At 71.8% G+C, this 12,615-nt stretch carries 14 protein-coding genes; 2 read left to right on the plus strand and 12 right to left on the minus strand.

Going from position 1 to position 12,615, the window contains the following annotated elements; translation table 11 throughout:
* Positions 1–48: 48 nt before the first annotated feature.
* The 6 genes from urtE to AB0A90_RS26565 form a co-directional block, all read right to left on the minus strand.
* Entirely contained in the window at positions 49–744 is a 696-nt protein-coding gene (gene urtE / locus AB0A90_RS26540; RefSeq protein WP_357253267.1) for an urea ABC transporter ATP-binding subunit UrtE, read from the minus strand.
* Positions 741–1,517, minus strand: coding sequence for an urea ABC transporter ATP-binding protein UrtD (gene urtD, locus AB0A90_RS26545; protein ID WP_357253269.1), 777 nt, complete (start codon positions 1,515–1,517; stop codon positions 741–743). The genes urtE and urtD overlap by 4 nt, the downstream gene beginning before the upstream one ends.
* Positions 1,514–2,707, minus strand: coding sequence for an urea ABC transporter permease subunit UrtC (urtC, locus tag AB0A90_RS26550; protein WP_357253271.1), 1,194 nt, complete (start codon positions 2,705–2,707; stop codon positions 1,514–1,516). Before urtC ends, urtD begins: the two co-directional genes overlap by 4 nt.
* Entirely contained in the window at positions 2,704–3,591 is an 888-nt protein-coding gene (urtB, locus tag AB0A90_RS26555; protein WP_357253273.1) for an urea ABC transporter permease subunit UrtB, read from the minus strand. The genes urtC and urtB overlap by 4 nt, the downstream gene beginning before the upstream one ends.
* 75 nt (positions 3,592–3,666) lie before the next feature.
* Entirely contained in the window at positions 3,667–4,911 is a 1,245-nt protein-coding gene (urtA, locus tag AB0A90_RS26560) for an urea ABC transporter substrate-binding protein (protein WP_357253275.1), read from the minus strand.
* A 422-nt stretch (positions 4,912–5,333) separates the two neighbouring features.
* Entirely contained in the window at positions 5,334–6,416 is a 1,083-nt protein-coding gene (locus AB0A90_RS26565) for a substrate-binding domain-containing protein (protein ID WP_357253277.1), read from the minus strand.
* A gap of 96 nt (positions 6,417–6,512) precedes the next feature.
* On the opposite strand from AB0A90_RS26565, the gene AB0A90_RS26570 reads away from it, so the two are divergent.
* Positions 6,513–6,977: a MarR family transcriptional regulator gene (locus tag AB0A90_RS26570; RefSeq protein WP_357253279.1), complete on the plus strand. Its 465-nt coding sequence runs from the start codon at positions 6,513–6,515 to the stop codon at positions 6,975–6,977.
* A 250-nt stretch (positions 6,978–7,227) separates the two neighbouring features.
* Here the strand turns inward: AB0A90_RS26570 and AB0A90_RS26575 are convergent, their stop codons facing one another.
* The 6 genes from AB0A90_RS26575 to AB0A90_RS26600 are packed head-to-tail and all read right to left on the minus strand — an operon-like array spanning position 7,228 to position 11,826.
* A complete protein-coding gene (locus AB0A90_RS26575) occupies positions 7,228–7,950 on the minus strand; it encodes an urease accessory protein UreD (protein WP_357253281.1) in 723 nt (240 codons plus the stop codon).
* Entirely contained in the window at positions 7,950–8,732 is a 783-nt protein-coding gene (gene ureG / locus AB0A90_RS26580) for an urease accessory protein UreG (RefSeq protein ID WP_357253283.1), read from the minus strand. Before ureG ends, AB0A90_RS26575 begins: the two co-directional genes overlap by 1 nt.
* Positions 8,722–9,495, minus strand: coding sequence for an urease accessory UreF family protein (locus AB0A90_RS26585; protein ID WP_357253284.1), 774 nt, complete (start codon positions 9,493–9,495; stop codon positions 8,722–8,724). Before AB0A90_RS26585 ends, ureG begins: the two co-directional genes overlap by 11 nt.
* Entirely contained in the window at positions 9,495–11,198 is a 1,704-nt protein-coding gene (locus AB0A90_RS26590) for an urease subunit alpha (protein ID WP_357253286.1), read from the minus strand. Before AB0A90_RS26590 ends, AB0A90_RS26585 begins: the two co-directional genes overlap by 1 nt.
* Complete coding sequence (locus AB0A90_RS26595; RefSeq protein ID WP_357253288.1) at positions 11,195–11,527, minus strand: urease subunit beta; 333 nt, start codon at positions 11,525–11,527, stop codon at positions 11,195–11,197. The genes AB0A90_RS26590 and AB0A90_RS26595 overlap by 4 nt, the downstream gene beginning before the upstream one ends.
* On the minus strand, positions 11,524–11,826 hold the full coding sequence (locus tag AB0A90_RS26600; protein ID WP_355389727.1) for an urease subunit gamma: 303 nt from the start codon (positions 11,824–11,826) through the stop codon (positions 11,524–11,526). Before AB0A90_RS26600 ends, AB0A90_RS26595 begins: the two co-directional genes overlap by 4 nt.
* A gap of 358 nt (positions 11,827–12,184) precedes the next feature.
* Between AB0A90_RS26600 and AB0A90_RS26605 the strand changes: the two genes are divergently transcribed.
* The gene (locus AB0A90_RS26605; RefSeq protein ID WP_357253290.1) at positions 12,185–12,589 is read left to right on the plus strand and encodes a hypothetical protein; all 405 of its coding nucleotides are present in this window, start codon (positions 12,185–12,187) and stop codon (positions 12,587–12,589) included.
* Positions 12,590–12,615: the final 26 nt, after the last annotated feature.

Below are 12,615 nucleotides of genomic sequence, written 5' to 3' on the forward strand. Positions count from 1 at the left end.
GAACCGGGGAGGACTTCCCGGGTCAGGTCGGCAGACCCCGCCGCCGGCTCACACGGCCAGGGCTGCCCGGACCTCCCGTTCCGCCGTGACACCCCCGTCGCCGTGTGAGGTGACCCGGCCGGACTCCAGCACGTGGTAGCGGTTCGCCACCCGCAACGCGAAGCCCAGGTGCTGCTCGACGAGCAGCACGCTGAACCCGGACTGCCGGGTCAGCTCGACGATCCGTTCCTGGATCTCGGCGACCACCGACGGCTGGATGCCCTCGGTCGGCTCGTCGAGCATCAGCAACCTCGGCCGGGTGATCAGTGCCCGGGCGATGGCCAGTTGCTGCCGCTGACCGCCGGAGAGCAACCCGGCCCGCCGCCGCAGCAACGGCCGCAACGCCGGAAACAGGTCCAGCACCTCCGCGGTGGCCACCGCACCGTCGCGCCGCCCGTCGGCGACGAGCCGCAGATTCTCGGCGGCGGTCAGGTGCGGGAAGCTCTGCTGGCCCTGCGGGACGTACGCCATGCCCCGCGCCACCCGCTCGTGCGGCCCGAGACGGGTGACGTCCTCGCCGTCCAGCTCGACGGTGCCGGCACTCGGGCGCAGCAGTCCGGCCGCGACCCGCAACAGGGTGCTCTTGCCGGCGCCGTTGTGCCCGAGCACGGCGGCCACCCCGTCGGGCGGGACGGCGAGGTCGACCCCGTGCAGCACCTGAGAGCGCCCGTACCCGGCGTGCACCCCGCGCAGCGTCAGCATCATGCCTCCCGGATCGTGGGGGCCGACCCGGCGTCGACCGGGTGGCCAAGGTAGACCTCCTGCACGCGCGGGTCCGCCTGGACCTGCGCCACCGTGCCCTCGCTGAGCACCCGACCGGCGTGCAACACCGTGACGGTGCGCGCGAACCGACGCAGGAAGTCCATGTCGTGCTCGATCACCACCACCGTGCGGTCCCGGCTCACCGCCTCCAGCAGGGCGCCGGTGGCGTCGCGTTCCTCGTGGCTCATCCCGGCGACCGGCTCGTCGAGCAGCAGCAACCGGACGTCCTGCACCAGCAGCATGCCGATCTCCAGCCACTGCTTCTGGCCGTGCGCGAGCGTCCCGGCGAGGTGCCCGGCCCGCCCGGTCAGACCGATGGTCTCCAGCGCCGCGGCCACCTCGTCGGGAATGGCGCGCCGACGACGGGCCAGGGTCGCCCAACTACGACGGGCGCCCGCCGCGATGTCGAGGTTCTGCAACACCGACAGCTCCTCGAAGACCGTCGACGTCTGGAACGTGCGCCCGATGCCCAACCGGCTGATCCGGTGCACCGGACGGCCCAACAGCTCGTGCTCGCCGAAGCGGACCGAACCGGTGGCCCGGACCAGGCCGGTGATCGCGTCGACCAGGGTGGTCTTGCCGGCGCCGTTCGGCCCGATCAGGAACCGGATGTCACCGGCGGGCACCTCCAACGAGACACCGTCGACGGCGGTGAACCCGTCGAAGCTGACCCGCACGTCACGGACGGACAACCCGTCCAGCCGCTCGTCGCTCATGCCGCCGGCACCTCCGCCCGCTCGGCGCGTCGTCGACCCGTCGGTAACCACCCACGCCGACGCGCTGCCACGCCGCCGCCCTCCTCCCGGCGGCGGGCCAGCGCCCACAGCGACGCCAGGCCACCGGGAAGGAACGCCACCACCACCACGAAGAGCAACCCCTGCAGGTACGTCCAGGTGCCGGGGAACCGCTCCGACAGGGCGGTACGCGCCCAGGCCACCGCCACCGCGCCGAGCACCGGGCCGAGCAGAGTGGCCCGGCCGCCCACCGCGACGCCGATGACGAACTCGATCGACGGGACGATGCCGATCAGCGCGGGCGAGATGATGCCCACCGCCGGCACGAACAGCGCCCCGGCCAGCCCCGCCATCCCGGCCGCCACGACGTACGCGACGAGCTTGACCGACGCCGGGTCGTAGCCGAGGAACCGGACCCGCTCCTCACCGTCGCGGACCGCCACCAGCAGCTCACCGTAGCGACTCTGGATGAGTTGACGGGCCAGCGCGAGCAACGCCAGCAGCGTGCCGGCGATGATGAAATAGACCATTCGCTGGTTGACCGGGTCGTCGAGGTTGTAGCCGAAGAAACCCTTGATGTCGGTCAACCCGTTGGTGCCACCTGTGGTGCCCTGCTGTCCGATCAGCAGGATCACCATGGCGGCCGCGAGCGCCTGGCTGAGGATGGCGAAGTACGCGCCCCGGACTCGGCGGCGGAAGACAAGCGAGCCGAGCCCGAAGGCGACGGCCATCGGCAGCAGCACCGTCGCGGGCAGCGCGAACCACGGGCTGGCGAACGGCCGCCACCACAGCGGCAGTTCGTCGAGCTGCCCGTACAGTTGCATGAAGTCGGGCATCCCACCGGGACCCGCGTCGGCGAGCTTGAGGTGCATGGCCATCGCGTAGCCGCCGAGGCCGAAGAAGACGCCCTGGCCGAGGGTGAGCATCCCGCCCCGGCCCCAGGCGATCCCGATGCCGACGGCCACCATGGCGACGCAGAGATACTTGGCGAGCAGGGCCAGCCGGAAGTCCGACAGCAGCAGCGGCGCCACGGCGAACAGCAGTGCCGCGCCGAACGCGAAGCCGGCGGCGGTCCGTAGCCGCGTGCGACCACCGGTCCGGGCCGGAGGTGCGGGGCGGGTGGCCTCCGGACCGGTGGCGGCGCTGGGGGGCGCGGGGGTGACGGCGGTCATGCGAGGCTCCTGGTCCGCAGGGTGAACAGGCCCTGTGGCCGCCACTGAAGGAACGCGACGATCGCCACGAACACGATCACCTTGGCGACGCTGAGGGTGGTGAGGTACTCCCCGGTGGCCTGGAGCACGCCGAGGGCGAAGGCGACGATCACGCTGCCCTTGAGCTGGCCGATCCCGCCGACCACGACGACCAGGAAGGCGTCGATGATCAGGTTGGTGCCCATGGTCGGGCCGATCGGGCCGAGCAGGGTCAGCGCCACCCCGGCCAGCCCGGCCAGGCCGGAGCCGACGAAGAAGGTCGTCCGGTCGACCCGGGCGGTCGGGATGCCGGACACCGCGGCGAGGTCGCGGTTCTGCACCACGGCGCGAATGCGGCGTCCCAGCGGGGTGAGCCGTAACGCCAGGGTGAGCGCCGCGACGGCGGCCAACGCCAGGGCCAGGATGAACAACCGGTTGTTGGCGATGGTCAGCCCTCCGGGCAGCGCCACGTTGCCGGTGAGCAGTTCGGGGGCGCGGGTCTGCACGTTCGGGCTGCCGAACACGTCGCGCGCCAACTGTTGCAGCATCAGCGACACACCCCAGGTGACCAGCAGGGTGTCCAACGGTCGGGCGTAGAGCCGGCGGATGAGCAGCATCTCCAGCAGGACGCCCATCGTGCCGGCGACCACGAACGCCACCGGCAGTGCGACCACCAGTGACAGGCCGGCCCCGGTGATGCTCTGTTGCAGGACGTAGGTGGTGTACGCGCCGGCCATGATGAACTCACCGTGCGCCATGTTGATCACGTTCATCTGGCCGAAGGTCAGCGCGAGGCCGAGAGCGATGAGCAGCAGCACCGCGCCGATGCTGATGCCGGTGAAGAGTTGTCCGAAGAGGACTGTCACGGTGGGTACTCCGTACTGCTGGTCGGGAGGCCCGGGCGGACCGCGCGGCAACGCGGTCTGCCCGGGCCGGCATCGTCAGCTCAGGCCGCTCGCCCAGGGGTAGGTCTTGAGGTACGGGTCCGGCTGCACCGGCTTGCCGGAGTTCCACACCTCGCTGATCAGGCCGTCCGCGCCGATCTTGCCGATCCGGGCGGTCTTGGCGATGTGCTGGGTCGGGCCGTCGACCGTGACCATGCCCTCCGGCGCGTCGAGGGTGATCCCCCCGGAGGCGGCGCGGACCTTCTCCACGTCGAAGGCGCCGGCCTTCTCGACCATCGCCTTCCACAGGTGCACCGCCACGTAGGCGGCCTCCATCGGGTCGCTCGTCGGCTTGTCCGCGCCGTACTTGGCCTTGTACGCGGCCACGAACTTCGAGTTCGCCGCCCCGGGCGTGGTCTGGTAGTAGTTCCAGGCGGTCAGCTGGCCCTCCAGGTACTGGGTGCCGATCCCCTTGACCTCCTCCTCGGCGATCGACACCGACACCACAGGCATCGCGGCGGCGGTCAGACCGGCCGACTTGTACTCCTTGAAGAAGGCCACGTTGCTGTCACCGTTGAGGGTGTTGAACACGGCGTCGGCTCCGGCCGACTTGACCTTGTTCACGATCGTGCCGAACTCGGTGGATCCGAGCGGCGCGTAGTCCTCGCCGGACACGGTCATCCCATTGGCGGCCGCGTACGCCTTGATGATTTTGTTGGCGGTGCGGGGAAAGACGTAGTCGCTGCCGACCAGATAGACCGATTTCGCGCCCTGCGCCTTGAGGTAGTCGAGCCCGGGAACGATCTGCTGGTTTGTCGTCGCACCGGTGTAGAAGATGTAGGGCGACTGTTCCAGACCCTCGTACTGCACGGGATAGAACAGCAGCGCCTTGTTCTTCTCGAACACCGGCTTGACCGCCTTGCGGCTGGCCGACGTCCAGCAGCCGAAGACGGCCGCGACCCGGTCCTCGGAGATGAGCTTCTCCGCCTTCTCGGCGAAGGTGGGCCAGTCCGAGGCGCCGTCCTCGCCGACCGGCTGGATCTTCTTGCCGAGGACGCCTCCGGCCGCGTTGATCTCATCGACGGCGAGCATGATGGAGTCGCGGACGGTGACCTCGCTGATCGCCATGGTCCCGGAGAGCGAGTTGAGCAGGCCGACCTTGACGGTGTCGCCGGAGACGTCGGCGGTGACGCCGGTCGCGCCGCCCTCGTCGGAGGTCTTGCTGCCGCACGCGGTCAACGCGGCCGCGGCGACCAGGGTCATGGCACCCGCCAGGATGCGGCGGCCCCGGAATAATGACATCTATTCTCCCTGCGGTGCGCTCAAGTGGCGTAAGGACGGTCGGTGCGGTCCGATGGAGCTGAGGTGGGCGATGCCGGGGTCGACGGGTGGACGCCGCTTCGGGCACCGGCTCGGATATGGGCACCGAAAGCGTCGACCGGCATGATTGCGCGGGTGTTTCCCAGTCCTTAATTGACTGTTTCCGAGCGGACGACCGGCACACGCAAAGAACGGCCGGCACCGTTGGGGAGGAAACGGTGCCGGCCGTTCGGAAAGATGCGGAATAGGTGCCGCCACAATGGTCGACGGGCAATTCTGTCGACGGTGGGGACACGGCGGTGACATCCGGCCCACCGGCCAGATACTTCACGCAGGAAGTATTTTAGGGCGGGATCGGGTGGCGCTGTCAAGGGTCCGGCCGGGCCGGCCGGCAACGCCTGGTCTCAGAGCTGGGCGAGCACGGTGAAGTCGAGCCCGTCGGCCTCGGCCAGGTAGATGCGCTGACGCACGTGCCGTTGGCGCAGCCGCAACCGCCCACGTGGCCCGTGGTAGGCCACCGTGTCGGCGGCCGTCTCGATGGCCCGCACGTCCAGGGTGCGGGCCTGACCGATCAGCGCGGCCAGCAGCATGACGCCCTCGTAGCAGGATTCCCCCAGGCTGCCCAGCGGCGGCGCCTCCACCCCGAACCGGCGGGCGAACTCACCGTGGAAGTCGAGGTTCTCCTGGGTCACCAGCCCGGCGAAGAAACCCGCCGTGCTGTACAGCCGCCGCGTCGCGCCGGCACCACTGGCCAGCAGCATGTTCTCGTCCATCAGCGTACTCAGCCGCAGACAGCGCTGATCCAGGCCGGACCGGGCGAACGCCCGGTTGAAACGCACCGCGTCCGCACCGACCAGCAGCATCAACACCGCGTCCGCGTCACTGTGCTCGATGCGGCGCAACACCTCGGTGAAGTCGTGGGCGTCCAACGGCAGGAAGTGCCGACCCACCACCTGCCCACCGCCGCGCAGCGCGTACCGCTGGGCCGCCCGCGCCGTGCGGCGCGGCCACACGTAGTCGTTGCCGACCACGAACCAGCGACGCACGCCCTGCTCACCCGCGAGCAGCCGCATCGCGGGCCACAGTTGGGCATCCGGCGTCTCGCTGGTCAGGAAGACCCCTTCGGTACGTTCACCGCCCTCGTAGAGTGCGGTGTAGACGTAGGGCACCCGGTGCGCGACGCGGGGCGCCAACGCCTGGCGCACCGAGGAGATGTGCCACCCCGTCACCCCCTGCACAGCCCCCACCGACACCAACGCCTCGACCTCGGCGGCCACCTCGACCGGCGGTGCGCCACCGTCGACCGGCACCAGCCGCACCTCCCGACCCAGCACCCCGCCGCAGCTGTTGATCTCCTCGACCGCGAGTTGCGCGCAGAGCTCGCAGGTGGGGCCGAACATGCCGGCCGGCCCGCGCATCGGGTAGACCAGCGCGATGCTGACCACGGCACGGTCGACGGTCAGCCACGGCGGTGCCGGCGCGGACATGAGCACATGATTGCCCGGCCCTGGGCGGAAGACCAGCGCTCACCACGGACCGGGACGACTCGCTACGATGACAGGGCCACCGGACCAGGGAGTTTCATGTCAGACGTGCCCGGGGCGCCAGCCGACCTGCTGCGCTCGCTCACCCGCGCCGAACGGCTGCTCTCCCGCCGGCTGGGCGCTGTCCTGGCCGACGACGCGCTGACCATCGAGGCGTGGCGGGTGCTCTGTCTGCTCGCCGACGGCCAGGGTCATCCGATGAGCGAGGTGTCGGCCGAGGCGTCACTGCCGCCGGGCACCCTCACCAAGCTCGTCGACCAGCTCGTCGACCGCAACCTCGTGTTCCGCCGGATCGATCCGCTGGACCGTCGGCGGATCCGGGCGTACCTGACCGCTCGGGGCCGCCGCGAGCACGACCGCCTCGACCAGCGCATCCGGGCCAGCCTCGCGGAACTGGGCGTCTCGCCGGAGGCCCCACTGATCCACCAGCTCGACGACCTGGTCGGCCGCCTCGACCCGGCCCGTCGTCGCGAGCACGCCGACGTGGGCCGCCCCCGCCGCTGACCCGCCTTCTCGCCGCACCAGTCCCACCTGCCGTACTGCCCATGATCCGGGACCAGGCGACGGCCGACCGCTTGCACGGACGAGACCGCACACCCGCCGATCGGCGGCACCGCGACGGCCGAACCATGGAGAGCGTGATGCCTGTGCGTCATCATGATGACTCACAGGCATCAGGCTCTTGGGGATGTCTGGCTGCCGCCGGGCGCGGGTGGGGCCTTCCCGCCACCCTCGCACCCGACACCCGTTCCGGCTAGCCGGTGAGGTGGGCGCGCAGGGTGTGTGCGTCCGGGGCGGTGGCGGTCCACAGTGTTGCCGGACCGCCGGCCAGTGGCAGTCGGGCGACGGTCGCGTCGGACCGGACGTGCGCCGGCTCGGCGGGTCGCGACGGGTCGACCACCAGCAGTGAGCCGGTGGCCGGCGCGCCGTCGAGCACCGCCGGCCCGGCCCAGCCGGGTGCCTGTGGTCCCACGGCGAGGGACTGCCGCAACAGCGGCCGGCCCCCGTAGTCGACCTGGGTGTGCACGACGGCCCCGCCGGGCGCCTCGCCGTACCGGCCGCAGATCAGCTCGTCACGCCAGCGCAGGCTCGCGCCGGCGGCCAGGTCGATCCGGGATTCGGCGAGATGCGCGCAGCCGGCCGCCGCGACCAGCTGTTCGGGCAGCCAGTGCAGCGTGGCTCCGGCGTGCACCACCGCCCGCACCGCCATCCGGGACACGGCACCCGGCCGGCCCGGCAGGGCGATCGACGCGGCGACGGTGTGCACCCGGACCGCCGCGCCCGGCCCCACCTCGATGTCCAGGCGCAGATCGTCGCCGGCGAGCGGCCCGGCTGCCCCACCGACGAGGTGCACGGTGGCGACACCACGGTCGGCCGGGGTCTGGCGCAGCAGCAGCGGCGTCTCGCCGTGCACCTCGACCAGGACGGTCCCACCCCGGCCGTCGGCCCGAGCGACCAGTCGGGCGGACGCCCGCATCAGACCGCGACGGCCGGTACGGCACGTGGGTGCGCGGTGGCATGGTGGGCCAACTCGTGCCGGATCCAGGCGGCGACCGTACTCGCCGTGGTGTCACCGACGATGGACAGGAAGACGGTCGGGAGGTCGCCACGCCGGGCCCGCGCGTCGCGATCCATGACGGCGAGGTCGGCCCCCACCATCGGCGCCAGGTCGGTTTTGTTGATCACGAGGAGGTCGGCGGCGGTGACGCCCGGCCCGCCCTTGCGCGGCACCTTGTCCCCTCCCGCCACGTCGACCACGAAGATCTGCCGATCGACCAGCCCCCGGCTGAAGGTCGCGGTCAGGTTGTCCCCGCCGCTCTCCACCAGGACCAGGTCCAACGGGCCGACCGCCTCGGCCAGTTCGTCGATGGCGTCCAGGTTGGCGCCGATGTCGTCGCGAATCGCGGTGTGCGGGCAGCACCCGGTCTCCACCGCGCGGATCCGCGCCGGGTCGAGCACTCCGGCCCGCCGGAGGAAGTCGGCGTCCTCGGTCGTGTAGATGTCGTTGGTCACCACGCCGAGCCGCAACTCGCCCGCGAAGGCACGGCAGAGCGCGGCCACCAGTGCCGTCTTGCCGGACCCGACCGGGCCGCCGATGCCGACCCGCAGGGCACGATCCGCGGGTGCCAGCGACGGATGCGGGTCCACCCCCGGCTCTGGGTGGGTATGCGGGACGGTCTCGTCGTGGGGTGGAGTGACCGGCTGCGTGGTCGAGTCGGTGGCGGGGACAGCGTTCGGCACAACGGTGTCAGGACGCAAAGAGACGCACCTCCCAGGTGGCATGGATTTCGGCATGGATGTCGGCGAGTGGAGCGGCCGCGGCGGGCAGCCGCTCCGGTGGGTCGTCGGCGGCCCGCGCCGCGTCGGCGGCCGTGCGGTCGCAGGCGTCGGCCAGGCCGACCAGCAGGGCCTGCACCTGGTACGGGTCGAGGCCGAGCAGGCGTACGCCGGCGCTGGCCGCTCCGGTCAGCGTCCCGTACGCGGCGATCGTGGCGGTGTCGACGCGGGACAGCCCGGCCGCCGCGCAGAGCAGCCCCAGGACCAGCGGCTGGTGTATGCCGCAGGACGTCGCGGGTAGGTCACCGAACGGCGCGTCCGGCCAGATGGCCCGGCCGGCGCGCAGCAGCGCTCGACCCTGCCGACGGGAGATCGTCCGCAACGTCGGCGACGCGGTACGGGCGTCCAGCTCCACGTCGAGCTGGGCCAGCATGCGCGACCGCGCGGCGGACCCGGCGGCTGCCGACCCGCCCGCCGCGGACCCGTCGGCGTCGGCCACGTCGACGGGACCCGCGGCCTCGACCACGTCGGTGCCCCCGGGCTTCGCCGCCCGGTGTGCGGCCGCCGCGAAGGCCGCGCCGACCAGGCCGGCGGTGGCCAACCGTCCGGCCAGGAACGCCTCCAACGTGGCCAGGTCCTTGACCCGCCCGGCGGCGACGGCCGCCTCCAGGCCGCCGGAGTGCGCGTGCGCCCCGGCCGGAAAGCGTCCGTCGGCCACCAGCAACAGCAGGCTCGGTGTCGCCATCAGAACAGGAAGTACCGCTGGGCCATCGGCAGCCGGGTCACCGGGTCCGGCTCCACCACCTGCCCGTCGATGCGGACCGTGAAGGTGTCCGGGTCCACCTCGATGCGGGGCATCGCGTTGTTCTCCGGCAGGTCGGCCTTGCCCCGCGACCGCACGTCACGCACCGGCACCACCCGGCGTCGTACGTCCAGGCGGAGCCCGGCGTCCAGGGCCGCCGGCGCCACGAAGGCCACGCTGGTCGCGGCCGCCGCCGCCCCGTACGCACCGAACATCGGCCGCGGCAACATCGGTTGCGGCGTCGGGATGGACGCGTTGGCGTCACCCATCTGGGCGTACGCGATCATGCCGCCCTTGATGACCAGGTGCGGTCGGACGCCGAAGAACGCCGGGTCCCAGAGCACCAGGTCGGCGAGCTTGCCCGGCTCGACCGAGCCGACCTCGTCCTCCAACCCGTTGGCCATCGCCGCGCAGATGGTGTACTTCGCGACGTACCGTCGGGCTCGGTGATTGTCGGCGGCCCCGTCGCCCGGCAGCGCGCCGACCCGGTCCTTCATCACGTGGGCGCTCTGCCAGGTTCGCATGATCACCTCGCCGACCCGGCCCATCGCCTGCGCGTCGGAGCCGATGATGGAGATCGCGCCGAGGTCGTGCAGCAGGTCCTCGGCGGCCATCGTGGACGGGCGGATCCGGCTCTCGGCGAAGGCCAGGTCCTCCGGCACGGACGGGTTGAGGTGGTGGCAGACCATCAACATGTCCAGGTGTTCGGCGAGTGTGTTGGCGGTGTACGGCCGGGTCGGGTTCGTCGACGACGGCAACACGTTCGGCTCACTCGCCACGGTGATGATGTCCGGTGCGTGCCCGCCGCCGGCCCCCTCGGTGTGGTACGAGTGGATGGCCCGGCCGCCGATCGCGCGCAGGGTGTCGGCGACGAAACCAGCTTCGTTGAGCGTGTCGGTGTGGATCGACACCTGGACCCCGGAGGCGTCCGCCACCCGCAGGCAGGCGTCGATCGCCGCCGGAGTGGTGCCCCAGTCCTCGTGCAGCTTGAAACCGCCCGCGCCGGCCCGCAACTGCTCCCAGAGCGCCTCGGTGGAGACGGTGTTGCCCTTGCCGAGCAGCAACACGTTGACCGGCAGGGTGTCCAGGGCCTCGTGCATCCGGGCCAGGTGCCAGGCGTTCGGCGTGACGGTGGTCGCGCGGGTGCCCTCGGCCGGCCCGGTGCCGCCGCCGACCATCGTGGTGATGCCACTGGCCAACGCCTCGGTGACGATCTGCGGACAGATGAAGTGCACGTGGGTGTCCACCGCGCCGGCGGTGAGGATCCGCCCGTTGCCGGCGATCACCTCGGTGGCCGGGCCGATGACCAGGTCGGGGTGGACGCCGGGCATGGTGTCCGGGTTGCCGGCCCGGCCGAGTGCCACGATCCGTCCGTCGCGCAGCCCCACGTCGGCCTTGACGACACCCCAGTGGTCGAGCACCACGGCGCCGGTGATGACGGTGTCCAGCGCGCCTTCGGCGCGGGTCGCCCGGGACTGTCCCATCGACTCGCGGATCACCTTCCCGCCGCCGAAGACCGCCTCGTCGCCGCCGACGCAGTGGTCGGTCTCCACCTCGATCAGCAGGTTGGTGTCGGCCAGCCGGATCCGGTCACCGGTGGTAGGTCCGTACAGGTCGATGTAGCGGTCCCGCCGCACGGCGCTCACTCCGGGGACCCGTCGGCCGGCGCGTCCAGCGGGCCGGCGCACTCCCCGCGCAGTCCTGGCACGATGCGCGCTCCCCCGAACGGGACGAGGTCGACGCTGCGGCTGATGCCCGGCTCGAAGCGGACCGAGGTCCCCGCCGGCACCCCGAGCCGTTGCCCCCACGCGGCGGCCCGATCGAACGCCAGCGCCGGGTTGCACTCGGCGAAGTGGTAGTGCGAACCGACCTGCACCGGTCGGTCGGCGGTGTTCACCACGAGCAGGGTGGTCACTGGGCGACCCGCGTTGATCTCGACCGGGCCGGCGGCCGGCAGGATCTCCCCCGGGATCACGGGATCGGGTGGTGCACCGTCACCAGCTTGGTGCCATCCGGGAACGTCGCCTCCACCTGCACCTCCCTCAGCAGCTCGGGGATGCCGTCCTGGACGTCGTCGCGGCCGAGCACCGTCCGGCCGGCCGACATCAGGTCGACCACCGACCGGCCGTCGCGGGCACCTTCGAGCAGGAACGCGGTGATCAGCGCGACGGCTTCGGGATAGTTGAGGCGCAGGCCGCGCTCGCGGCGGCGGCGGGCGACATCGGCCGCGACGTGGACGAGCAGGCGGTCCTGCTCGTGCGGGCTGAGGAACACGGGGCTCTCCCGGTGGGTAAGCGTGCCCCGCTCGTCGTCGGCTCCGCAGTGAGCCACGCCGGGCAGCAACGCACCCGGGATTACGAGCTGGAGTCACACGACCGCCGAGCCGCCGCCGACGGGTCGACCCGGGACTCCACCACCCCGGCCCGAACGACGGGCAACCGGCGGTGTCCGGTCGGATGCGGACCGCACCGCCCACCGCTGAGCAGACCGTAGAGGATCGCCACCGACCAAGGCAACAGTCCGGCAAGGATCAGGTGTTCGTCGTCCATGTCCTGGTCTGGGACGCCACCGGCGCCCGAGCGCCGCCGGTGGCCGGATACCGGTGCGGTGATGGGCAGGGCATGATCGCCGGATGACGGCGACGAGGGGTACCCGGGCACTGCTCGGTGTTCTGTTCCTGGCGGCGGCCACGGTCGGGGCGTGGGTCCTCTGGCTGGGCTGGGACACCCGGTACACGGTCGACGAGCAGACCGGCGCGACCAGCGGCCCGTACGAGCCGTGGCAGGTGATCGGCTGTGTGTTGACGCTCGTGCTGCTGGCCGCGCTAGCCGGGACGCGGCTCAGCCCGTGGCTGGTGGCGCCGGTGATGACTGTGGCGTTCACGGCGGTCTGGTCGTGGCGGGCAGCGGGGACCGACGACAGTGGGTTGTGGGCGGTCGGGGGGATCTTGGTGCTGGTCGGGATGGCGGTCGGCAGCACGGTGGTGAGCCTCGCCGCACGGCGGGTCGGCCAGCGGTTCACCAGCCGACCCGGCTAGAGATCTGACCGGGAAGGTTCACCGGG

This window comes from Micromonospora sp. NPDC049204, from assembly GCF_040647935.1.
Classification (GTDB): Bacteria; Actinomycetota; Actinomycetes; order Mycobacteriales; family Micromonosporaceae; genus Micromonospora.